At 62.4% G+C, this 22081-nt stretch carries 22 protein-coding genes; 6 read left to right on the top strand and 16 right to left on the bottom strand.

What is annotated here, in order from left to right; translation table 11 throughout:
- Positions 1 to 4 precede the first annotated feature (4 nt).
- Both QMO80_RS23535 and QMO80_RS23530 read left to right on the top strand, forming a co-directional pair.
- Positions 5 to 1078, top strand: coding sequence for an alcohol dehydrogenase family protein (locus tag QMO80_RS23535; protein ID WP_283200296.1), 1074 nt, complete (start codon positions 5 to 7; stop codon positions 1076 to 1078).
- A gap of 58 nt (positions 1079 to 1136) precedes the next feature.
- The gene (locus tag QMO80_RS23530) at positions 1137 to 1529 is read left to right on the top strand and encodes a DUF4112 domain-containing protein (protein ID WP_283200295.1); all 393 of its coding nucleotides are present in this window, start codon (positions 1137 to 1139) and stop codon (positions 1527 to 1529) included.
- A 29-nt stretch (positions 1530 to 1558) separates the two neighbouring features.
- Here QMO80_RS23530 and QMO80_RS23525 read toward each other — a convergent pair whose 3' ends face one another.
- From QMO80_RS23525 to QMO80_RS23500, 6 genes are all read right to left on the bottom strand, one after another.
- Entirely contained in the window at positions 1559 to 2596 is a 1038-nt protein-coding gene (locus tag QMO80_RS23525; protein ID WP_283200294.1) for a Gfo/Idh/MocA family protein, read from the bottom strand.
- Between the two features lie 104 nt (positions 2597 to 2700).
- Positions 2701 to 3486: a ThuA domain-containing protein gene (locus tag QMO80_RS23520; RefSeq protein ID WP_283200791.1), complete on the bottom strand. Its 786-nt coding sequence runs from the start codon at positions 3484 to 3486 to the stop codon at positions 2701 to 2703.
- A 60-nt stretch (positions 3487 to 3546) separates the two neighbouring features.
- Positions 3547 to 4572, bottom strand: coding sequence for an ABC transporter ATP-binding protein (locus QMO80_RS23515; RefSeq protein ID WP_283200293.1), 1026 nt, complete (start codon positions 4570 to 4572; stop codon positions 3547 to 3549).
- A gap of 11 nt (positions 4573 to 4583) precedes the next feature.
- Entirely contained in the window at positions 4584 to 5414 is an 831-nt protein-coding gene (locus QMO80_RS23510) for a carbohydrate ABC transporter permease (RefSeq protein ID WP_283200292.1), read from the bottom strand.
- The gene (locus QMO80_RS23505) at positions 5414 to 6400 is read right to left on the bottom strand and encodes a carbohydrate ABC transporter permease (RefSeq protein WP_283200291.1); all 987 of its coding nucleotides are present in this window, start codon (positions 6398 to 6400) and stop codon (positions 5414 to 5416) included. The genes QMO80_RS23510 and QMO80_RS23505 overlap by 1 nt, the downstream gene beginning before the upstream one ends.
- A gap of 66 nt (positions 6401 to 6466) precedes the next feature.
- Positions 6467 to 7732 (bottom strand): ABC transporter substrate-binding protein, encoded by a 1266-nt coding sequence (locus QMO80_RS23500; RefSeq protein ID WP_283200290.1) that lies wholly within the window; start codon positions 7730 to 7732, stop codon positions 6467 to 6469.
- A 269-nt stretch (positions 7733 to 8001) separates the two neighbouring features.
- On the opposite strand from QMO80_RS23500, the gene QMO80_RS23495 reads away from it, so the two are divergent.
- On the top strand, positions 8002 to 9015 hold the full coding sequence (locus QMO80_RS23495; protein WP_283200289.1) for a LacI family DNA-binding transcriptional regulator: 1014 nt from the start codon (positions 8002 to 8004) through the stop codon (positions 9013 to 9015).
- Positions 9016 to 9054: 39 nt separating this feature from the next.
- Here QMO80_RS23495 and QMO80_RS23490 read toward each other — a convergent pair whose 3' ends face one another.
- From QMO80_RS23490 to QMO80_RS23455, 8 genes are all read right to left on the bottom strand, one after another.
- Positions 9055 to 10020: an ROK family protein gene (locus QMO80_RS23490; protein ID WP_283200790.1), complete on the bottom strand. Its 966-nt coding sequence runs from the start codon at positions 10018 to 10020 to the stop codon at positions 9055 to 9057.
- Between the two features lie 14 nt (positions 10021 to 10034).
- On the bottom strand, positions 10035 to 10736 hold the full coding sequence (locus tag QMO80_RS23485) for a ribulose-phosphate 3-epimerase (RefSeq protein ID WP_283200288.1): 702 nt from the start codon (positions 10734 to 10736) through the stop codon (positions 10035 to 10037).
- Positions 10737 to 10740: 4 nt separating this feature from the next.
- A complete protein-coding gene (locus QMO80_RS23480) occupies positions 10741 to 11550 on the bottom strand; it encodes an alpha/beta fold hydrolase (RefSeq protein WP_283200287.1) in 810 nt (269 codons plus the stop codon).
- A complete protein-coding gene (locus QMO80_RS23475; RefSeq protein ID WP_283200286.1) occupies positions 11547 to 12392 on the bottom strand; it encodes a sugar phosphate isomerase/epimerase in 846 nt (281 codons plus the stop codon). The genes QMO80_RS23480 and QMO80_RS23475 overlap by 4 nt, the downstream gene beginning before the upstream one ends.
- The gene (locus QMO80_RS23470; protein ID WP_283200285.1) at positions 12392 to 13468 is read right to left on the bottom strand and encodes a Gfo/Idh/MocA family protein; all 1077 of its coding nucleotides are present in this window, start codon (positions 13466 to 13468) and stop codon (positions 12392 to 12394) included. Before QMO80_RS23470 ends, QMO80_RS23475 begins: the two co-directional genes overlap by 1 nt.
- A 53-nt stretch (positions 13469 to 13521) precedes the next feature.
- Positions 13522 to 14667 (bottom strand): ABC transporter ATP-binding protein, encoded by a 1146-nt coding sequence (locus tag QMO80_RS23465; protein ID WP_283200284.1) that lies wholly within the window; start codon positions 14665 to 14667, stop codon positions 13522 to 13524.
- Between the two features lie 317 nt (positions 14668 to 14984).
- On the bottom strand, positions 14985 to 15926 hold the full coding sequence (locus QMO80_RS23460) for a PfkB family carbohydrate kinase (protein ID WP_283200283.1): 942 nt from the start codon (positions 15924 to 15926) through the stop codon (positions 14985 to 14987).
- 3 nt (positions 15927 to 15929) lie between these two features.
- A complete protein-coding gene (locus tag QMO80_RS23455; RefSeq protein WP_283200282.1) occupies positions 15930 to 16730 on the bottom strand; it encodes a class I fructose-bisphosphate aldolase in 801 nt (266 codons plus the stop codon).
- 248 nt (positions 16731 to 16978) lie between these two features.
- Here QMO80_RS23455 and QMO80_RS23450 point away from each other — a divergent pair, with 248 nt between their 5' ends.
- On the top strand, positions 16979 to 17740 hold the full coding sequence (locus QMO80_RS23450; protein WP_018245741.1) for a DeoR/GlpR family DNA-binding transcription regulator: 762 nt from the start codon (positions 16979 to 16981) through the stop codon (positions 17738 to 17740).
- 77 nt (positions 17741 to 17817) lie between these two features.
- On the opposite strand, the gene QMO80_RS23445 is transcribed toward QMO80_RS23450, so the two are convergent.
- Positions 17818 to 18636, bottom strand: coding sequence for a sugar phosphate isomerase/epimerase (locus QMO80_RS23445; RefSeq protein WP_283200281.1), 819 nt, complete (start codon positions 18634 to 18636; stop codon positions 17818 to 17820).
- Between the two features lie 282 nt (positions 18637 to 18918).
- Here QMO80_RS23445 and QMO80_RS23440 point away from each other — a divergent pair, with 282 nt between their 5' ends.
- Positions 18919 to 20055, top strand: coding sequence for a Gfo/Idh/MocA family protein (locus tag QMO80_RS23440; protein ID WP_283200280.1), 1137 nt, complete (start codon positions 18919 to 18921; stop codon positions 20053 to 20055).
- Entirely contained in the window at positions 20052 to 20987 is a 936-nt protein-coding gene (locus QMO80_RS23435) for an alpha/beta hydrolase (RefSeq protein WP_283200279.1), read from the top strand. Before QMO80_RS23440 ends, QMO80_RS23435 begins: the two co-directional genes overlap by 4 nt.
- A gap of 19 nt (positions 20988 to 21006) precedes the next feature.
- Here the strand turns inward: QMO80_RS23435 and QMO80_RS23430 are convergent, their stop codons facing one another.
- Positions 21007 to 22041 carry a LacI family DNA-binding transcriptional regulator gene (locus QMO80_RS23430; RefSeq protein WP_283200278.1) on the bottom strand — a complete coding sequence of 345 codons (1035 nt, stop codon included), beginning with the start codon at positions 22039 to 22041 and terminating at the stop codon, positions 21007 to 21009.
- Between the last annotated feature and the right edge of the window lie 40 nt (positions 22042 to 22081).

The raw sequence follows: 22081 nt of genomic DNA, 5'->3' as shown, positions 1-22081 counted from the left end.
CCGCATGACGATCCCGGAAAAGATGGCCGCCGTATTGCTGACCGGCCATGGCGGCCTGGAGAAGCTCGTCTATGACAGGGACGTGCCGGTCCCGACACCAGCGGACGGCGAGGTTCTGATCCGCGTCACCGCCTGCGGCATGAACAATACCGATGTCTGGGTACGTCAGGGCGCCTACGGCACCGAGGACGATCCATCCGCCGTCTCCACCTGGCGCAGGCAGGGCAATACGCTGAGCTTCCCGCGCATTCAGGGCACGGATACGGTCGGCCATATCGTCGGCGTCGGCGCCGGCATCGATCCGGCGCGCATCGGCGAACGCGTCATGGTCGATTTCTCGATTTACAATCGCGACGACGACAGCCTCGCCGACATCGACTACATGGGTCATGGCCGCGACGGCGGGTATGCCGAATATATGGCGCTGCCGGCCGAAAACGCTCATGTCGTCGCAACCGATCTGGCCGACGTCGAGCTCGCCACCTTCTGCTGCGCCTATCTGACCGGCGAGCGCATGCTGGAGCGGGCAAGGCTTGCCGCCGGCGAGCGCGTCCTGGTGACCGGCGCCTCCGGCGGTGTCGGCTCGGCGATCATCCAGCTTGCGCGTGCCCGCGGTGCCGTCCCGATCGCCGTCGCCGGTCCCGGCAAGGAGGCGGCGATGCTCGAGATCGGCGCCGAAGCGGTCGTCACCCGCGGCAAGGGCGATCTGGTCGAAGCCGTGCATTCCGCCAGCCGCGGCGAGCCGATCGATGTCGTCGCCGATCTCGTTGGCGGGCCGCTGTTCAACGACCTCCTGAAGATCCTGCGCCCCGAAGGCCGCTATACCACGGCCGGCGCGATCGCCGGCCCGGTCGTCCAGCTCGACCTCAGGACCATGTATTTGAAGCAGTTGGAACTGCACGGCTCCAGCCAGGGAAGTCGCGCCGATTTCCGCCGGCTCGTCGGCTATATCGAAAGCCGGAAAATCCGGCCCCTCGTCGGCGGCGTCTACCCGCTGTCGGAATTCCACCGCGCCCAGACCGATTTCATGGCGAAGAACTTCGTCGGCAAACTGGTCGTGGTTCCCGACCAGAGATAGCGCGGTCTGCGATCATGCGCGCCGCCGAACCTTATCGGTTTTGCGGCGTTTCACGGCCATGGACACGGGCAAAACGACATACCTCACCGCTGCCGAGCTCGGGCGAATTCGGCGCGCTGCCGGCATAGCCCGTCTGATGGATACTGCGGTCCGATTGCCGGTCGTCGGCGTGCGGATCGGGGCGGACTCGGTGCTCGGTCTCATCCCGGCGGTGGGCGACATTGCCGGATCGCTGATCGGTCTTTTCATCATCGACGACGCAAGGCGGCTCGGCCTTCCCGCTCACAAGCTCGCCCGCATGGCGGTCAATCTCGGCGTCGACGCCGCCTGCGGGACGGTTCCCCTGATCGGCGATATTTTCGATGTCTATTTCAAGTCTCACCGCCGCAACGTCGGCATCATCCTCGACCACTTCGGCGTGAGCGAGGACGAGCTGAACCGGCACATCTGACGAAGCCACCCTGAACCGGAGCGTCTTGTCTAAAGCTCGGTCAGTGCGCCGGCCGTCTTCACGGCGTGATCAAGAACATATTGCAGCTTGGCCGCGTGGCCGAAGCCCGGCTCATCCGGCTGCCCCTTTTGCACGGCGTTAGCAAATCGCTGGAAATTCGTGAGGACCGGTTTGACCTCGATCGTGCGCCAGATCGCCTTGTCGGCATCGGCGCCTTCACAGGTTCTGAGGGTGGAGCCTTCAGGCGTGTGCACCACCTCCAGGGCGCCCTTGTCTCCGTGCAGACGCAGCCGCAATTCGTTCAGGTGGCCGGTCGCCCAGCGCGTCGCATGGATGACGCCAGCTGCACCGTTTTCCAGTTCGGCCATCATCAGGAAACTGTCGTTTGCGTCGAGATCATACTCGCCGATGCGGTTCCCGGGGCCCTTGTCGAACACCTTGAGATGCGATGCCGCCGCCTTGACGTCGCTTCCGGCGGCAAAGACCGCGAAGTCGAGGATGTGGATACCGACATCGCCCAGCACCCCATTGGAGCCGTGCTTCGTCGACAGCCGCCAGAGCCATTGCGATTCCTTGGTCCAGTCGCCCCAGGCCTTCGAGACCAGCCAGCTCTGAAGATAGGACGCTTCGAAGTGGCGGATGGCGCCGAGACGCCCGTCCAGCACCATCTTGCGGGCGGCTTGCAGCGGCGCCACATTGCGATAGGTCAGGTTTACCATGGTGACCTTGCCGGAGGCCACCGCAGCCTCGGCCATCTCCTTGGCCTCTCGGTAGTTGACCGCCAGCGGCTTCTCGCAGAGCACATGCTTGCCGGCGGCAAGTAACGTCATCGTCGTGGAATAGTGGGCGCGGTCTGGCGTGACATTGGTGACGGCGTCAAACTCACCCCAGGCAAGGGCGTCATCGAGCGACGTGAACGTCAGCGGGATAGCATGCCTGAGCGCGAAGGCCCGCAGCCGAACGTCGTCGGTATCGACGGCCGCGACGATTTTGACGCCGGCGATTTCCGAAAAATGCATGGCATGGGTGTTTGCCCATCCTCCGGTACCGAGAATGATCAAGCGCATTCTTTTTATCCTCATGATTATCAATCAAAGCGTGAGCGGCCGCGAGATCATCGCCGCAGCTTGCTAGGCCGAGCGAGGCGCCCGCGCCCATGGCGTCTCATCTCTCAGCGGTAACCGGCTTCGCCGGCCTGGTGCAGTCTCGGGCCACGTTCGACGATCGGCTCCAGCGCCTTTTCTACCGGCACATTTGGAGCGTCGGTAATACCAGTCAACGCTGCTTCAGGGTTATAGGCCCACTTGACGCCGTTGATCAGCACCTTCTGGATGGTGGCGTCATGATAGGTCGGATAGGTCTCGTGGCCGGGGCGGAAATAGAAGATGTTGCCGGCGCCGCGCCGCCAGGTCAGGCCCGAGCGGAACACCTCGCCGCCCTGGAACCAGGAGATGAACACCGTTTCAAGCGGCTCCGGCACCGAGAACTGCTCGCCGTACATTTCCTCGTTCTCGAGCTCGAAATGCTCGCCGATGCCGGCGGCGATCGGGTGGCGCTGGTTGATCGTCCACAGCCGCTCGCGCTCGCCCGCCTCGCGCCATTTCAGCGCGCAGGGCGTGCCCATCAGCCGCTTGAAGATCTTGGAGAAATGGCCGGAATGCAGCACCAGCAGGCCCATGCCTTCCCAGACGCGCCTGGCGACCCGCTCGACGACGACGTCGGAGACCGCGCCATGATCCTTGTGGCCCCACCAGGTCAAGACGTCGGTTTCGGCAAGCCGGGCTTCGCTGAGGCCATGCTCCGGCTCCTGCAGCGTCGCCGTCGTCGCGGAGATGGCAGGATCGGCATTCAGCGCGTTGGCGATCGTCGTGTGCATGCCCTCGGGATAGATGCCGCGGACGATCTCATTGATATTTTCGTGGATGTTTTCACCCCACACAACGGTGCGAATGGTCATCATTTTCTCCTTGTCGTTAAAACGGATCGAGCCTTGGGAGGAACGTCGATCCTGGGAAGATCAGGCAGCCTGCATGGATTGCCGTTCGAGCGCACAGCCCGAACGGTCAAAACGGTGGACGTGGCCGGCAAGCGGGGCAAGGCCAAGCGTCTGCCCCGGCTCGTGGCGGGAAACCCCGGCCTCGCGCACGATGAGCGGCTCGTCCGTTCCGATATCCACGTAGACGAAGCTGTCGGAGCCGAGGATTTCCGAATGGACGACCGTGCCGCTCCAAACCGGCGCCTCTGGGGCGATGCGAACATGCTCCGCGCGCACGCCGATCGTATGGCAGCCATAGGGTTGCGCCAGTTCGCCCGACAGAAAGTTCATTTTCGGCGACCCGATGAAGCCGGCCACGAAGAGGGAATTGGGGCTTTCGTAAAGTTCCAGCGGCGTGCCGATCTGCTCGACGACGCCGTCCCGCAGCACGCAGATCCGATCGGCGAGCGTCATGGCCTCGACCTGATCATGCGTCACATAGATCATCGTCGTATTGCGCATGCTGCGATGAAGCTTGGCGATTTCCAGCCGCGTCGCCACGCGCAGCGCCGCATCGAGATTGGACAGCGGCTCGTCGAAGAGAAAGACCTTGGGATCGCGAACGATCGCCCGGCCGATTGCGACGCGCTGGCGCTGTCCGCCGGAAAGCTGCCGCGGCAGGCGCTCCAAGTAAGATGAGAGCTGCAGCATGCCGGCCGCCTGTTCGACGCGCTTGCGGCGTTCGTCCTTGGTGCGTCCCGACAATTTCATGCCGAACGCCATGTTGTCGAAAACCGTCATATGCGGATAGAGCGCGTAGGACTGGAACACCATGGCGATCCCCCTCTTCGAGGGCGCGTGCTGGTTCACCATCGCGTTGTCGAAGGAAAGCGTTCCCGATGTGATGTCCTCGAGGCCGGAGATAAGCCTGAGCAGCGTGGACTTGCCGCATCCCGACGGCCCCACGAACACCATGAACTCGCCGCGGCGGATATCCATCGTTACGCCCTTGATCACCTCGAAGGCGCCGAAGCTCTTGCGGATATTCTCCAGTCGGATCTCTGCCATATCTTACTCCCTCAACCCTTGACGCCGCCGGCGGTCAGCCCCGAAATGATCCGGCGCTGGAATATCAAAACGAGCACCACCACCGGCACGGTGACGATCACCGACGCCGCCATGATGTTGCCCCACGGGATCTCGAATTCGCTGTTTCCCGAAAGCAGGGCGATGGCGACCGGGACGGTTCTCTGCGTATCCGAAGATGTGAACGTCAGCGCAAAAAGGAACTCGTTCCACGCGGTGATGAAGGCCAGCAGCCCAGTCGTCACCAGCGCCGGCCACATCAGCGGCATGAACACCTGGGTGACGATGACCCATGGCGAGGCGCCATCGACGATCGCCGCCTCCTCGATCTCGATCGGCAGTTCGCGCATGAAGGTCGTCAGCACCCAGACGGTGAAGGGCAGCGTGAAGATCATGTAGGAAAAGATCAGCGCGAAGGGCGTGTTGAAGATGCCGATCCAGCGAATGAGTTCGAAGAGACCCGCAAGAACCGCGATCTGCGGAAACATCGACACCGAGAGGATGGTCAGCATCAACAGCGCCCGACCGCGGAAGTGCACCCTTGCCAAAGCGAAGGAAGCGGTGATCGAAAGCAGCAGCGACGCCGAAACCACGATACAGGCGATCATTGCGGAATTCGCGAGGCTGCGGACGAACCCGCCCTGCCCCATCACCGACGTATAGTTGCCGAACGAGATCGAGGTCGGCCAGTAATCGACTTCGAAAAGCGCCGTGCCGGTCTTCAGGCTCGTCAGGATCGCATAGTAGAACGGAAAGACCGCAATGACGACGATGATCGTGACGAGCAGGTAGAAGAGCGTGTTCTTGGTGATCGACAGCAGCATCAGCGTTCCTCCCCGCCGAGCCTGACGCGGCCGAGCCAGATATAAAGAATGGTGACCGAGGCAATGATCAGGAAAAGCACCGTCGAGGCAGTCGCGCCGTAGGCGAACTTGTCGAAGTCGAACAGGTTCTCGCGCGCCATGACCGACATGGTCTTCGTCTGCGCATTGTTGGGCGTCAGCACATAGATCAGATCGAAGATGCGCATCGCATCGAGCATCCGGAAGATCACCGCAACCATGATGGCCGGCCGGATCAGCGGCAGCGTCAGGCGCCAGAAAACCTTGATCGGATTGACGCCGTCGATCTTGGCGGCCTCATAGATATCGCCCGGAACCATCTGCAGCCCGGCAAGGATCAGCAGCGCCATGAAGGGGGTCGTCTTCCAGACGTCGACGACGAGCACCGCGACCATCGCCGTTTCCGGATTGGCGGTCCAGGCGATCTTCTCGGCGATAAGCCCGAAGCCGAGCAGGATGTCGTTCAGAATGCCGAACTGGTCGTTGAGCATCCAGGCCCACATCTTGGCCGAGACAATCGTTGGGATCGCCCAGGGAATGAGGATTGCCGCCCGAACAACGCCACGGCCGACGAACCGGGCGTTCAGCACCAGCGCGACGATCAATCCGAGCACGGTCTCGATCACCACCGAAAGCACGGTGAATTTGGCCGTGTTCCAGACGGCTTTCCACCAGACCGGATCGGCGAGCAGCCCGCGATAGACGGTCTTGCCGCTCTTCAGCGTCACCCACGACAGATAATTGTCAAAGCCGACGAAGCGAGCATTGCCGAGGTCGTTGAGCGACGCATTCGTAAAGCTGAAATAGATCGTTCTGAACAGCGGCCATCCGGCGACGATCGCCAGGATCAGCAGCGTCGGCGCCAGGAACATCCAGGCGGATCGAACCCGCTCGGATCGCAGCTCCGTAGAGGTTCTGAGAGCGGAAATCCTTGGTTCAACTGCTTGCGAAACTACGATTTCAGTCATGAAACGTCTCTCCCCGTTCGCTCGTTCGAAACCGGGCCGGCGGCTTCACAGCCGCCGGCCGGAATCTTACCAGGCGTCGCCCTTGAGGGTCGTGAGGTCGGCTTCCAGCAGCTCGAGGTTCTCGGCAGCCGAGCCGCTGCCGGACAGCGTGTTGTGCACCGCGGTCCAGAACTTCGAAGACACTTCGTTGTACTTGACCTTGGCGGTCGCCGAAGGACGCGGCACCGCGTTCTGGAAAATGGGTTTCCAGTTCGGCATGAAGGGCTGCGCGGCGGCAACATCCTTGTCGTCATAGAGGTCGGTCAGCGTGGGCAAGTTGGACAGCTCGATGGCGCGCGCCTTTTGAACGTCCTTCGACGCCAGGAATTTTACCAGCGCGATGGCTGCGTCCTGCTTTTCGGAATATTTCGAAACCGCCAGGTTCCAACCGCCGAGAGTCGAGGACGGCTTGTCGCCGGCCGCCGCAACCGGCAGCGTCATGACGTCGAACTTGCCCTTCACAGCGCTGTCGGCGCCATTGCCGAGCGAATAGGCATAGGGCCAGTTGCGCATGAAGACGGCGTTGCCGGTCTGCCAGACGCCGCGCGATTCTTCTTCCTGATATGCGAGCACACCAGGCGGTGAGATGGTGCCGATCCAGCCCTTGGCGCGTTCAAGTGCAGCTGCCGCCTTCTCGTTGTTGATCGAGATCGTCCCGTCCGGCTCGACGATCTGGCCGCCGCCCGACGACTTCACCCATTCCAGCGCGTTGCAGGTCAGCCCTTCATAGGAATTGCCCTGGAAGACGTAGCCCCAGAGGTCCTTCTGTCCGGCCTGGCGCTCCTTATCCTGAACTTCCTTGGCGGTCGCAGCCATCTCGTCCCAGGTCTTCGGCGGCTGCTTGCCGTATTTTTCAAGCAGGTCCTTCCGGTAAAACAGCGCCGGAGCATCGGTAAACAACGGCAGCGCCACGAGCCGGCCGTTGACCGTCTGCGAGGCGATGATCGACGGGAAGAACTGGCCGGCCACGTCCTCGGTGACCTCCTTCAGATCCACGAACTGGTCGGCAAGCTGCGGCGCCCAGATGACATCGGTCTGATAGACGTCGATGTCCTTGTTTCCGGCGGCGAGCCACAGGCGATATTGGGAGAACTGCTCGCTGCTCGATGACGGCATGGTGACGAGCTTGACCTGATTGCCGGTCTCCTTCTCGAAAATCGCCAGCTGCTTATTGAGGAATTCGACGTTTTTTCCCGTGGTGTTGGCGGCAAACGAAATCTCGGCGGCACGGATCGGGCCGGCGACCGCGATGGCGACGCCGAGCGCGGACAGGCCTAAAGCAAACTTTTTCATGATCTCCTCCCAGAAATTGAAATCGATTTGGCCGACAGAACATTGCAGAAGGCATGGACCGCGTCAACCCGCCAAATTAGCACTTCACAGTTGCGCCAAACGGCGATTTTAGCAAGATATACAGCTTAAGGGAAACTTAATAGCCTCTAAAGCCCCAGCTCCAAGCCGATTAACTTGAAATCGATTTCAATTATTATCTGATTGAGCCGGTGCCCGTTGCGCATCTCCAACGCATCGTCCATTGATTGCCTGGACAAAGAAGACATCCGATGAAACTTCGTGAATTTGCAAAGCAGCTTGGGCTTTCTCCGACGACGGTCAGCCGTGCGCTCAGCGGCTATCCAGAGGTGAGCGAAGCCACGCGTGCCCGGGTGGCAAGCGAAGCAGTGCGGCTCGGCTATCGCCCCGACATCAATGCCGTGCGCCTAAAGACCGGACGAGCCGGAGCGGTCGGCGTTATGATGGGACGTTCGGGAGAAATTCATTTCGCTGAATTCGTGTCGGGAATGGCGCAGCGCCTGGAAACGGCCGATACGGATATTCTCATCACACCCATCACCGCACACAATGATGACGACGAGATCCAGGCCTATCGACGCCTAGTCGAAAGCCGCCGGGTGGATGCGGTGATCATTCACTCGCCACGCCCCCGGGACCCCAGGATCGAGATGCTGAACAGCCTCGGCGTGCCCTTCCTGGTTCACGGCCGCTCGGAGACCGAGCACGTTCACGCCTGGCTCGATATCGATAATGAAGGTGCCGTGCGCAGGTCCACCGAACACCTGCTCGATCTCGGGCACCGGCGCATCGCCATGATCAACGGCCTCAGGGGCAAGACCTATTCGATCCATCGCGAACAGGGCTTTCGGCTGGCCCATCAGGAGCGTGGGCTGAATGCCGATCCCAACCTGATGGTCTGCGATAAATTCTCCGACGAAAGCGGCTTTCGCCATGCTCGCTCCTTCCTCGAGAGAGCAAATGCGCCGACCGCGATCGTCGCGGGCTCCACGATGACGGCGCTTGGTGTTTACCGCGCCGTCCGTTCGCTCGGGATGACGGTGGGACAGGATGTGTCGGTCATCGCCCATGACGACGTCTTCCCTTATCTGACGGCCGAAAACATGGTGCCGTCGCTTTCGACAACACGATCCTCGATGCGTGCTGCGGGCACGCGCTGTGCCGAGTTAACGCTACAGCTGATCGCCGGACGTGCCGCGGATGAGGTCCATGAATTGTGGCCGGTCGAACTGATCCTCAGGGAAAGTACCGCGCCACCGCCCTGACGGAACAGCCTCTCTGCGCGCACAGGACCAGAGTGTTCTCTAAGGACGACCGATCGGAGCGACCTTCCCCGCCAAGAACGCCAGAGCCGCCGCGCCGACAAGGCCCGAGTTCTGATCCAACGCCGCCAGCATCACCTTGACATCCTTGAATGCCGGCATCGCCCATTGGCCGATATAGGCTTGAATGCCCGGTTGCAGACGGTCGAATTCGTGGGAGAGCCCTCCCCCCATGACGATGATATCGGGACTGAAGATGTGGATCAGGCTGGTGAAGCCGCGTCCGAGAATTTCCGCTTCCTCGTCGACCAGTTGGTTGGCGAGCCGATCGCCATTTCTGGCTGCCGCAAAAACGCTGCGGCTGTCGATGGCGCCGCCGTTGCTGCCTAACGTCGTCTCTCGGCTTTCCATGGCCCGCATTTGGGCGCGCCGCGCAAATGCCGGTCCGGATCCATAGGCCTCGAAACAGCCCCTGTTGCCGCAAGGGCAGAGGTCTCCGTTCGGCATGACCGACATGTGGCCGACATGGGCTGCCATGCCCTTGCGGCCGCGCACCACCCGGCCGTCCGAGATAACGCCGCCGCCGATCCCGGTGCTCACCGTGACATAGACGAGGTTATCAAGTCCCTTGCCGATCCCGAACTGCCACTCGCCGATCGCCGCGGCAATGGCGTCGTTTTCGAGATCGACCGGAAACGGAAACCGCGTCTGCAGTTCCGCCTTCAGCGGAAAATCGACGAAGCCGGAAAGGGTCGGGATATCGGTCGCGACACCGGCGACCGTATCGAGCGGGCCTGGGGCGGATACGCCGACGCCCACGACCGAAGCAGTCTTCGATGCCGCAAGCAGCCGATCGGCGAGGCCGCAAATCTGGGCGAGCACCCGGTCGGGCCCGGCCAGCGCATCCGTTGGCTCGGCCAATCGCATCAGGATCCTGCCTTGCTCGTCGACAAGGGCGGCGCGCACCTGCGTTCCGCCGAGGTCTATGCCAATGGCAACCTGCTGCATGTGAAGACCGCCGGTTAGAGTGCGCGCATCCATGCCATCCGCTCATTGAGCGACGGCGCATTGAAAGCCAGGGAACCGAGAACGACCGTTTCCGCACCGGATTGGCGAAGCAGAGGCACAGTGTGCTCGCGAATGCCGCCATCGGCCGCCAGCACGATCCGATCGGCCGCACCGCAGCCGGCGATGATCTGCTTTGCCTGTTGAAGCCGGGCGCCGGCCTTCTCGTCGAGGCCCTGGCCTTTGACGCCGATCGCCGTGCCGAGCAGCGTCACAAAACGCAGCCGGGAAGCATATGTCTCGATCCGCTCGACGGGGGTATCGACCTTGAGAACCATGCCGGCTGCGACACCGCGGCGATCGAGAAGATCGAGAGCCTGGTCGGCGACGCTTTCGTTTTCGACATGAAGACTGATCAGGTCGCTGCCGGCATCGGCGAACTGCTCGATCTGCGACAGGATAATGCTATCGGCAACCATCAAGTGAACATGGATCGGGCGCGTGGAGGCTTTGCGCACAGCGGCGACGAGATCGGGAAAGAACAACATCGCCGGCGCAAAATGGCCATCGGCGACATCGATGTGGAGGATGTCGACGTGAGGATCGACACGCGCGAGATCATCGGCGAGACGCATGAGATCGGCCGACCAGACGGAGAACTCGGCAATCAGTCGATCCTTCGGAAGATCGGCGATCCAGGTCTTGGAGGGGACAGGCATTGTTTCAGAGCTCCTTTAGAAAATTGCCGACGGCGAGCCTGAAGTCGGCAACATATTGCGGACGGCTCTCCGTTTTCGGCGTGATCTGCACGAAACGCGCGCCGGCAATCCGCGCGGCAAGCGCACGCGCATGCCGGAGAGGGTGGATGCTGTCGCGATCATGGCCGATGACGAGCACCGGCAGGGCGAGATTGCCGACCTCCGCGTCGGTGACGCCAGGGCCGTCGCTGGAGATCCTGGTCAGCAGTTCGGCGGTCACATCCAGAGGCGTGCGGGAGAAAAACCCGGCAAGCGAGGCGAGATTGTCCGGCGCCTCGGCGGCGAGCCGCACGCCGACCGGCCCGGCAAGGAATGCCTGCTTTGCCTTGCCCAGTGGCAGGGTTTTCAGAAGCCGCCCGACTTCGGCATTGGGCGCCATATTGTCCGGCGCCGATGCCGTCAGCCAGGCCGGCCTTGCCAGGATCAGTGCCTTGACGAGATCGGGCCGTTTGACGGCGAGACGCAAGGCGATCGCGGCCCCCATCGAGATGCCGCCGATCACGACCGGCGCCGCAAAGTTCTTCTCGATATAAGCGGCAATATCATCGCAGAAGGCCGAAATCGACAGCCGCTCGACATTGCCGGCCCCGGAACGCCCGTGGCCGCGGGCTTCGACCGTAACCCGGCGATATCCGCTTTCGCGCGGAAAGACCTCGTCCGTCTGCGTCGCGTCTCCGCAGAGGCCGTGCTGGAATATTGCCGGCGCGCCCTCGCCGGCCATATCGACGTTGAGAATGGTTCCGTCGCTGGTTTCGAACGCTTCAGCCCGTCTCATCGTCCTCTCCCCGCGCCTTCGCCGTCGAGCGCCCTTTTTAGGAAGGACGCCACACCGGCCGCTTCCGAGGCCGAAAGACCGTGCGTGACGAGACTGCCGCCAAAGCCGATTGCCTTGAGACGGCCGAGATAATGCGCGTAGTCGAGAACGCCCTTGCCGGCGGTCGCGAAACTGCCGTCGGGATTGCGGTCTTTCGCATGCGCCATGACGATCCGATCGGCGAGAAGATCGATGGCTGAGGAAACGATGCGCCGCTGCTCATCCAACGTTGCGACCTCGAAAAGATTGGCCGGATCGAGGACGATCTTGACGCGGGGGCTATTGAGCGCTGCGATCAGCCGATGGGCTTTCTCAGCCGAGTTGACGACATTGGCAAGCTCCGGCTCGATAGCCAGATCCACATTATAGCGCTCGGCGATCTCGATGGCCGCCCCCATGGCTTCGAGAAGATCGCGCCAGGCTGCCGGCGTGTCGTTGTCGGCATGCGCTTTCCACTGGTCGATGGGGTCGCGGGTGCCGGTGCAGAGCGTGATCAGGGCGGTCGACATGCCGGCGCAGCGCGCAGCCAGCGTCGCCAGGTTGCGAAGGCCGGTTTGGCGCAGGGCGGGATCGGGATGGATCATGTTGTAGGTGCCGGAAACGGCGACGATCTCGACGCCACTGCTCTGCGCCGCCTCGGTGACCGCACGCGCTTGAGCCTCGGTCATCGTCTCCGGCATCGGCGGCAGGCCCGAGCAGGCCATGTTGTATTGTGCTGCGGCGAAGCCGGCCCGGGCGACCGAATTGAGGACGGTCGAGGGTTCCGTTCCCTCGAAGGTCTTTGCGAAGATGCCGAGCTTCATCACACGCCACCCGTGACGTCGGTGAGCGCGACCGGCTTGCCGGTTTCGACGGAGCGCGCGACGGCGACCATGGCCCGTACGGAGGCCAGGCCATCATCGATGTCGGCGCCCTCCATCACTGCGCCATCCAGAATCGTGCGGGCAAAGCCTTCGACCTGACGGCGATAGAAATGACCGTCGGCGCCGAGAACGCGATGGGTTGCGCCATCGGCTTCCCGGAAAATGTCGACCTCACTGGTTTTGTAGTACCACGGGTTATAGGTCTTGCCCAAAATGCTGCCGCTCCTGCCATAGATCTGGAAACCTTCGTGCCAGTCCATGCGCACCTGGACGGTGAGATCGAGGTGACCGAGTGTGCCGCAGGCAAACTCCACGTCGACGAACCAGCACCAGATGCCGGCTCGCTCACTCAGACGCGCGGTGACGGAAACGATGTCGCCGGCAAAATAACGCGCCGTGTCGATCAGGTGGCAACCATGCGCCAGCATGTAGTAGCGGCGCAGGTCGGCTTTCGGATTGGCGGCGGGTTTTCGCGCATTGGCGCTGGCAACGATCAGCGGCTGGACCGCATCGGTCATCGGATAGCGGTGGGTGCTGTCGCAATACCATGCCTTCAGAGCAACCATCTCACCCATCTCGTCGCGGATGAAGGATTTCGCCGCCTGGAGCCCCGCGTCAAAACGCTTCATATGCCCGACCTGAAACACCTTTCCCGACGTCTCGACTTCAGCCTTCAATTCAAGGCATTCCTCGACGGTGACACCGACCGGTTTCTCGCACAGCACATGCTTGCCCGCCTGAAGGGCGCGGATCGAGGCCGGGACGTGAAAGGCATCGGCGGTGGCGATGATCACCGCATCAAGGTCGGGATCGGCCAGCATCCTGTCATAATCGTCGTAGGTTTTTTCCGCTCCATGGGTGATCGCCATTCGTTCGCGGAGATCCGCGGCGACGTCGCAGATCGCATAGAGATCGGCATTCACAGCCTTCGTGCAGCTCTCGAAGTGCGCGGCCTGGGCAATCTGGCCGGCTCCCAGTACGCCGATGCGGAGGCGCCGTTCCTGTTTTGCTGGCATCGATAAGCCCTCTAGGTCGGATGTTGAAGATGAACGCCGGTTTCGTCTTCGCTTCACAGCGCCACATGCGTTTGAGGATGGAAAAAATGAAGTTTCGCCGGATCGATTGCCAGATTGATCGATTGGCCTGTCTCGACCGTGCTGACGGCTTCGAAGCGGGCGACGGCGTTGGCCGCACCGCTCAGGTCTTCGACGGCGTCGGGGTCGCCCGAATCGATCCGAACCGCGTCGATCTTCAAATGCACGATCAACTCGGAGCCGAGCTCCTCGATCGACTTCACCACAACCGGGATCGTCGGATAGGACGCCCCGGACGGCAGCTGGCTGTCGTAGAGATCCTCGGGCCGAACGCCGAAGATCAGCGCCTTTCCCTCGAAGGCGGAAAGGCCGGACGCCCGCTCGAAGGCGCCGTCGGACAAGGGGATGGAGAATCCCGGCAAATGGATCCGCATACCCTCCAGACGCCCTTCGAACAGGTTCATCGACGGCGAGCCGATGAAGCCTGCGACGAAGGCATTGACCGGGCGGTGATAGAGGGCCTTGGGCGTGTCCACCTGCTGAAGCACGCCGCCCTTCAGTACGGCGACACGGTCGCCCATGGTCAGGGCTTCGGTCTGGTCGTGCGTCACGTAGATCGTCGTTACCCCCAATTGTCGCTGCAGGCTTGCGATTTCGGCGCGCATTTGCACACGCAGCTTGGCATCGAGGTTGGAAAGCGGCTCGTCCATGAGGAATGCCGCGGGTTCGCGGACCATGGCGCGCCCCATCGCAACACGCTGGCGCTGGCCGCCGGAAAGTTGGGCGGGCTTGTTGCCGAGCAAGGTTTCCAGCTGCAGGATCTTGGCGATCTCGTGCACGCGCTTGGTTCGCTCGGCCTTGCTCTTTCCGGCCAGCTTCATCGAAAAGGCGATGTTGTCGAACACGGTCATGTGCGGATAAAGCGCATAGCTCTGAAAGACCATGGCGATGTCCCGGTCCTTCGGCGCAAGATCGACAACGTCCTGGCCGCCGATGCTCAACGTTCCGCTGCTGATCTCCTCAAGCCCAGCAATCATGCGGAGCGCGGTCGATTTTCCGCATCCGGACGGACCGACCAGAATCAGAAACTCGCCGTCATGGATCGTCAGGCTCAGATCCTTGATCGCATGGTAGCTGTTTCCATAGGTCTTGCAGATCTTGTCTAATACAACCACGGCCACGTCTCGTCCTCCCGTATCCGTCCGCTCACGTCTTCGATCGGCGCCCCCCGCCACCTCCGATCCTTTCGACAAGAAGGCTCAGGCCTGAGCGTCAAAGTCAACAAAAGAATCGAGAGAATTTCGTCATAAATTATCGAAAAATCAGCATATCAATTTGAAATATCTTACATTTATGCCATTTATTTGCGCGCTAATATTTTTTTACGCGCGTAATTTTTATGGCCAACGCGGCAGCGGCTGAAGGATCTTTCAAACCCTGCGATCGGCGTGTGGTTCCGCTCGGGCGGCCAACAAGGTCGACACCTGTCAACGGCACGCTAATCGTGACATCCCGGGATGGGGCACGCCACGGGTGCATTTCCCCCTGCCATCCATGCGAGGCACGTCCGGTTGTCCGGCAGGCCCCTGCGCCCTCCCCGCGCGGTCACGGAAATGGCGGCAGCCGCTGTGGCATAGGCTACGCAATCGAGCGGGCTCTTCCCCTCGGCAAGGGCAAGAGCATAGGCGCCGTGAAAACAGTCGCCGGCGCCGGTCGTGTCCACCGCTTGAACCTGATAGGCCGGCAAATGCCACCGGGTGGGATCGCCTTTCTGGCGGAGACAGGCCCCTCGTTCGCCATCGGTCAGCACGACAGCGGACCTCTCCGCTGACCAGAGCTGCTCCAGAATGGCCGCCGGATCGGTCTCGCCGGTGTACTCCCTCGCGAAAGCGAGCGGCAGCACCAGATGGTCGGCGCAGGCGAGGAGCCGGTCCGTCGCGGCACCGACCGTCCATTCGATATCGGCTATCACGGCCAGGCCCAGCGCGCGCGCCCGTGCCACCACCCTTTCCGAGTGTGCGGCATAGCCATCGATCAGCAGGACCGGGGCCTGCATCAAAACATCGTCGGGCAGTGCATCCGACGTCCCGTGCAGCACATCGTCGTCATAGGCTATGAACCGGTCGCCGTCAGGACCGACGGTGATCACCGAGCGGATCGGCGCGGCAGCGGCATGGCGCGGCGCCAGGGATATGTCGACGCCCTCGCGCTCGAGCTCGGCGCCGGCCGGATCGGCCGCGGGATCCTCGCCGAGCCAGCCGATGAAGCCGGCGCGCCCACCAAGCCTGGCGACAGTGACAAGGGCCGTCGCCACGTTGCCGCCATGGTCCGTGGCCCGCTTGGTCACCTTTCCCTTGCCGGCCGAAAGCCCCCGATCGACATAGATGATGTCATCGATGGCAAGGGCGCCGAAGCCCAGAACCTGGAGCGGGGGCGACACGTCTCAAGCGCCGGCAGCCGCCAGCGCCTCCTCCGGCGCCATGCCTTTATGAATGACGAATTTGAAGGCGCGCGCGGCCATGGTCGTATCGCCATGGCCCCAGAGATTGCGGCCGACGACCGCGCCCTTGGCGCCGGCGCGCAACGCTTCCGATGTCTGGACGAGCGCGCCGAGCAGCGTATCGGTCTTCGGGCCGCCGGCAATCACCACCGGGACCGGGCAAGTCGCGACGGTTTCGCGGAAGGATTCGAAATCTCCGGTATAGCCGACCTTGATCACGTCGACGCCGGCTTCGAAACCGATGCGCACCGCATAGGCGATTTCATCCGGGGTGAACACGATCTTGCCGCCGTCGGAGAAATCACGGGGATAGACATGGGCGACGACCGGCATTTCGAAGCGGGCGGCGGCGTTGACCGTATCGGTCAGCCAGCGGATGTACTCTCCTTCGGTGGCGCCGCGCACCGGAATGGCGACAGCCAGTGCGTCCGCGCCATAACGCACCGCATCTTCCGGAGTGGCGATGAGCTGGCGAATCCGGTCGTCGGCGGTGAAGCAGCCGCCCTGAATGACGAGGGCTGCCTTTCCGGCATAATCCGCCCAGAGGTGACGCGCAGCGCCGGGCTGGATGCTGATGTAGTCGGGGCCACCCGCCATGACGCGTCTGAGCGCGCCCGGCAGATCGGCAAGCCCGCCCTCACGAACATTGCCGTAACCGACAAAATGATCGACCGCGCCCCCGAACAAATGCCCCGATGGGTTCGAGAACAGGCGTGCGAGGCGGACTTTGGTTCCGAGACCCATGGCGATGCTTCCTTTGCGATTGCGGCGTTGGGAGTGCCGGCGTCGTTGTTGAGAAAATCCTAACTCGAAAACAAACAAATGTTCAATATTTCGAATTCTTTCGTTTTCACGCGGAAAGAGAATTTTTGACGTGCATTTTTTGCTAGCTGGGGCTATTTATGCAGTCTAAGCCGCACCACCAGACGGCTATCTTTCGTTTTTCAAAAGTCGCCTTATCGCAACGAGGCGCGCGGCAGCCGGGATCGCACATGCTTGCAGAACAGAGGCGGCAGCAGATCATGCTGGAACTTCAACGGGTCGGTCAGGCCCGCACCCGCCAGCTCGCGGAATTCTTCGAGGTTTCGGAAGTCACCATCCGCTCCGATCTCGAAATCATGGACGCGAAGAAGCAGTTGATCAAAACGCATGGCGGGGCAATCGCCCTGCCGTCCGACTCGCCGGCCGCAGCCTTCGAGGAGCGCATGCAGCGCAATTTCGATGCGAAGCGGCGCATTGCCCAGATGGCCGCGCGGCAGATCATCGACAACCAGTCGATCGTCTTCGATAGCGGCTCGACGCTGCTGCAGGTGGCCATGCAGATGCCGCCGGTCAACAACGTCGTGGTGGCGACGACGGCGATGAACATCGCCCAGCATCTGATGTACCGGCCGGGGCTCGACGTGCACATGATCGGCGGCCGGGTGTTTCCCAGCACCGTCAGCACGATCGTTTCGGATTCCGACAAGGCGGTCGGCGGGCTCGTCGCCCACCAGGCCTTCGTCAGCGCCCATGCGATCGATCAGGCCTTCGACGTCGTCGATGTCTCCGAGGATATTGCGCGGACCAAGCGCAACCTGGTTCGTATGGCCCGGCGCGTCGTGCTCGTGGCGGATTCGAGCAAGTTCGATATCGGCGCCTCCTCCAAAGCCTTCTCGCTGTCGCGCGTCGATCTGATCATCACCGACAGCAACATGCCGCACAGCATCCGCCACCGGCTGGACAAACTCGGCGTGGAGGTCCGTTACGCGTGATCTTCAGCCTCTCTCTTCACGCGAAAAGCGAGCCGGGAGAGGCTTTGGCGCCGGCCGGCGCGGGGAAACGAGATCGGCTAAAACCCCAGCTCTCGAAGTGTCTCGAGATTCTTGCGAACGGCGGCGGCAGGATCGGTTCCGGCATGGTCCGACTCTTCCTCCACCACGATCCAGCCGGTGAACTCCGGCGCCTGCCGGACGGCCGAAATCACGGCGGGCACGTCGCAGACGCCTTCGCCGAGCATCGCCCAGATCCCCCCGGCGTCGACATCCTTCAGATGCACGTAGCGGATGCGGTTGCGATAGGCCGAAAGCGTCTCGCCGATCTCCTGGCCGCCCCGCAGGATATGGCCGGTATCCGGCACCCAGCCCACGCGTGGATCCAGGAGAGCAAACAGCCGGTCATAGTCGGCCCTGGTGAAGAGCAGCGTATTGTGGTGCGAGGAAGGGTGCACGGCAACGGCGACGCCGGCCGATCGTCCGATCTCGGTCGCGCGATTATAGCACTCCGCCGCGATGGCAAACTTTTCCTCACGCGGCCCATCCGAAACGACCGTGGCCGATCCCATCGACACCATCGCACCGGGAAAATTCGCCGCGAAATCCACCCATCGCCGCGCCATCTCGAGATCGGAAGCGATCTTTTCCGTCAGCGTGAAACCGCTAGCCGAGCCGAAGGCAAAGGAAACCAGCGTTAAACCGGCCTCCGCAAGAGTCCGGGCAAAGTCGCCGGGCTTGAGCGCGTAGTGACCGATCATCGTGTCGGTAATTTCGAGACCGGCATATCCGCCATCGGCGATGGCGCGCACCAGGTCATCCGGCCCGCCGCTCCACCCCTTGCCCAGCATCTCCCAGGTGAATGTCTGGCAGCCGATCTTCAGCGCAACATCGTTCATATCTTGGTCCTGACCTAGTCGTTGGTGACAGCCGATATCGAAACCGGAGCTTCCGCGCCGGCGATCGTCGCGGCACCGGCTATCCGGCATTGCCGAAAAGCCTTCTTCGAGAAGGGAGCGAGATCCCCGGCGAGGCCTCTTCCCTCGGGCAACTGCGACGCCTCCCAACGTCTTGTCATTTCGTAGGGGAAAATGTTAGCGTGCGTCAACATAATTTATTCCTCGCGAACTCAACGCGCATCCGCGGCTCTCCGAGCACGGAACGGCAAGGTCAGGTTTTCAATGACACAGACACTCAGGATCGGCGTTGTGGGATGCGGCAGCATTTCGCTCGCCTATATGCGCAACGCGCCGCTGTTTCGCGGCGTCGAAATCACCGCCTGTGCGGATCTCAATGCGGACGCCGCCAAGCGCCGCGCAGCCGAGTTCAATCTGCGGGCGGCCGACGTCGACGCCCTCATCGACAACAGGAACATAGACCTGATCCTCAACCTGACGATCCCGGCCGCGCATTTCGACGTCTCGATGCGGGCGCTGTCGGCGGGCAAACATGTCTTCACCGAAAAGCCGCTCGGCGTCACGGCCGCGGAAGGCCGCCTGCTGGTGGGCGCTGCTGCCGAAAAGGGTCTCATGCTCGGTTCGGCCCCGGACACCTTCCTGGGAGCGGCCGGACGCCATGCCCGGCGGCAGATGGACGCCGGCGCCATCGGCAGGCCGGTAACGGGAACAGCCTTCATGATGGGCCGCGGTATGGAGCATTGGCATCCGGATCCCAGCTTCTACTACCAGGCCGGCGCAGGCCCGGTGATGGACATGGGCCCCTATTACCTGACGATGATGGTCAATCTGATGGGGCCGATCCGCCGTGTGCAGGCCGTCGCCACAAGCGGACAGGAAGAACGGCTCATTACCGCCGAAGGGCCGAAACAGGGCACCACGTTTAAAGTCGGCACACCGACCAGCGTGCTTTCGCTGCTGGAATTCGATTGCGGCGCCACCGTGACCTTCGGCACCTCCTGGGACGTCTTCCGCCATTCCAACCACCCGATCGAGCTGCACGGCACCGAAGGTTCGCTGCGCCTGCCCGACCCCGACAATTTCGGCGGCCGCATCGCGCTCTCCAGCCGTGGTGCGCCGTGGCAGGAAACCGATACGTCAGGCGCACTCTTCGGCGCCGTCAACTGGCCGGTCGCAGTACCTGATCGTGCCAACTATCGCATGCTTGGCCTTGCCGATCTCGCCCGCGCCATCATCGAGGGCCGGACACCGCGCGCTTCGGGCGATCTCGCGCTGCATGTGCTCGACGTCATGGAAGCAATCCTGCGGGCAGGTGAAACCGGTGTCGCCCAGACCATTCCGGATACTGTCGCCCAGCCGAGCGAATTGCGGGAAGACGAAGCAAGGAGCCTGCTTGCATGACGCAGCTGGATGAATCCGCAAGACGTGCACTGGCATGGCCTGATGAGCCGCAGGAGCCGGTGGAAAACTGCACGCCGGCGCTGGCGCGGCAACAATATCTGGACGGTTTCGCAGACATCCAGTGGCCGATCGAGGATGTGGCCGAGATGTCGGAGAGGCATGCCGGCGCAATCCGGGTGAAGATATGGCGCGGCTGCACGGCGCCGCGCGAGCGGGCCCCCGCCTTGCTTTATCTCCATGGCGGCGGCTTTGTGATCGGCGCGCCGGAAACCCATGAGGACATCTGCCGGACGCTTGCCAATATGGCTGGCGCCGTGGTGATCTCGCCCGACTATCGCCTCGCCCCCGAACACCCCTTTCCGGCAGCGATCGAAGATTGCGCAGCCACGCTCATCTGGATGAGGGATCAGGCTGACGCCCTCGGCATAGATCCGGCACGAATTGTCGTGGGCGGCGATAGTGCCGGCGGAAATCTCGCCGCCGTCATCGCCCTTTTGGCGCGGGACGGAGAGGTGCCTGATGTCATCGGCCAGGTGCTGATCTATCCGGTGACCGACCAGTTGCAGGCAAGCGACAGCTACTTGCGCTATGCAGAGGGTTTCGGCCTGACGGCAGCGGCGATGCGATGGTTCCGGGATCACTATCTGCCGGACATGGCAAGCCGCTCCGACTGGCGGGCCTCGCCGCTTCGCGCGGCATCGCTCGCCGGTGTGGCGCCGGCCTTCGTGATCCTTGCTGGCCACGACGTGCTGTTCGACGAAGGCGCCCTTTATGCCGAGCGGCTGAGTTCAGAAGCCCCGGCGACAAGCCGGACCTGGCCCGGACAGATCCATGGCTTCGTCTCGAAGAGACGGGCCATTCCCGAGGCGCAGGAGGCGCTCGAAGCCATTGCAACGGCATGGCGCACGATGGACCCGGCGCTCACGCGTTGAACCGTAACCGGCACCGGCCTCAAGCCGAGTCGCGCATCACCAGTGTTGCTTCCAGGATGACCCTGTTCGTTGAAGGGGTCGTCCCCTCATCCTCGCTTTCGATATGCGCCAGCAGAAGCTCCACGGATTTGGCAGCGATCTCCGGCGCGTTCTGGGCCATCGTTGTCAGCGACGGGCAGGTATATCGGCTGAGCGGGTGATCGTCGTGCCCGGCGATGCGCACGTCGCAGCCGTCTCCACGGCCGATTTTGAGGCCGGAAGCGAAGGCCGCCGCCATGGCGCCGAAAGCGAAGCGGTCGTTGGCACAAAGCAGGGTTTTGCCGGGCAGGCCGCCGCGCGCAAGAATTCTCTGCATCTGCTCGTATCCCAGGCGCTCGAACTCCCAGGACGGCGGTGCGTCGCAATCGATGACCAGCGGCGCATGCCCTTCCCTTGCCATCGTCGCACGGTAGCTCGCCTGCCGCTCGCCGGCGTTTTCCGTCAGATGCGGAATTTCCAGGAATATCGGTGGCTCACCGGACCGGCAGAGATATTGCACAATCGCTGCCATGCTTTGGGCGTTGTCGTTGCCGACATAAGGAAGATCGCCGCTGGCCGGATTGTCGAAGCAGACGACGGGGATGGCGTCCTTCAGTCTTTCCAGCGCGGAACGGCGCGAACCGGCCCCGAGCGGCGCCACGATCGCGCCGGCAACCTTCAGTGACAGCAAGGTCCGCACCGCCTCCGCCTCCAGCTCCGGCCGCGTGTGCGACGAGATCTGGACCGGCCAAAATCCTTTGTCGCGCAACTCGAGCTCGATCAGCGACACGACCTGTACATAAAAGGGGTCCGACATGGTCGGGACCAGTATCCCGATATTCCTGGTCCGTTTGCGATTGAGGTGCCGCGCGAAAAGGTTCGGCTCGAAATTCGACTTCTTGAGAGCCGCCTCGATACGTTTGCGGGTCACCTCTTTGATCTGCGAGGGATCATTGAAATATTTCGACAGCGTCGGACGCGACACGCCGGAGGCGGTCGCGAAATCATCCATCGATTTATAACTCTTCTTGGCCATTCAGTTCCTTAACGACGGGATGATCACGCTGGATCCAATT

The sequence above is a fragment of the Rhizobium sp. BT03 genome, from assembly GCF_030053155.1.
In the GTDB taxonomy this organism is placed as follows: domain Bacteria; phylum Pseudomonadota; class Alphaproteobacteria; order Rhizobiales; family Rhizobiaceae; genus Rhizobium.
The sequence above is the reverse complement of the archived record's forward strand: the minus strand, read 5'-3'. Positions and strand labels throughout refer to the sequence as shown.